This is a genomic window from Streptosporangium minutum (assembly GCF_002149035.1).
Classification (GTDB): domain Bacteria; phylum Actinomycetota; class Actinomycetes; order Streptosporangiales; family Streptosporangiaceae; genus Streptosporangium; species Streptosporangium minutum.
Genome location: NZ_NGFP01000521.1, coordinates 1 through 968, shown reverse-complemented (window position 1 = coordinate 968; position 968 = coordinate 1). Strand labels below are relative to the sequence as shown.

Here is a 968-nt window from a genome sequence, read left to right as displayed (position 1 = left end):
GCCACGCCGCCGGCCAGCTTGGCCAGACGCTCCTGGAGCTTCTCGCGGTCGTAGTCGGAGTCGGTGTTGTCGATCTCGGCGCGGATCTGGTTGACCCGGCCGGCGATCTGCTCGGCGTCGCCGCCGCCGTCGACGATGGTGGTCTCGTCCTTGGTGACGATGACCTGGCGGGCGCGGCCGAGCTGGTCCAGCGTGGTGGACTCCAGCTTGAGGCCGAGGTCCTCGCTGATGACCTGGGCACCGGTCAGGATGCCGATGTCGCCCAGCATGGCCTTGCGGCGGTCGCCGAAGCCCGGAGCTTTGACCGCCACCGACCGGAAGACCCCCTTCATCTTGTTGACGACCAGGGTGGCCAGAGCCTCGCCCTCGACGTCCTCGGCGATGACCAGCAGCGGCCTGCCCGACTGCACGACCTTGTCGAGCAGCGGCACCACGTCCCTGTTGGCGGCGACCTTGCCGCTGACGAGCAACACGTACGGCTCGTCGAGCACCGCTTCGAGCCGGTCGGGGTCGGTGATGAAGATGGGCGAGATGTAGCCCTTGTCGAAGCGCATGCCCTCGGTGAGCTCAAGCTCGAGGCCGAAGGTGTTGCTCTCCTCGACGGTGATGACACCTTCCTTGCCGACCTTGTCCATCGCCTCGGCGATCATCTCGCCGATCTGCGGGTCGCCCGCGGAGATGGAGGCGGTGGAGGCGATCTGCGCCTTCGTCTCCACGTCCTTGGCCAGCTTGGAGAGCTCCTCGCTGACGCGCTCGACGGCGGCCTCGATGCCCTTCTTCAGGGACATCGGGTTGGCGCCGGCGGCGACGTTGCGAAGGCCCTCACGTACGAGAGCCTGGGCGAGCACGGTGGCGGTGGTGGTGCCGTCGCCCGCGACGTCGTCGGTCTTCTTGGCGACTTCCTTGACGAGCTCGGCCCCGATCTTCTCCCACGGGTCCTCGAGCTCGATCTCCTTGGCGATGGAGAC

At 67.6% G+C, this 968-nt stretch carries 1 protein-coding gene; it reads right to left on the bottom strand.

Going from position 1 to position 968, the window contains the following annotated elements:
- The coding region (gene groEL / locus CA984_RS44165; RefSeq protein WP_133062001.1) for a chaperonin GroEL at window positions 1–968 on the bottom strand (968 nt) is incomplete at both ends.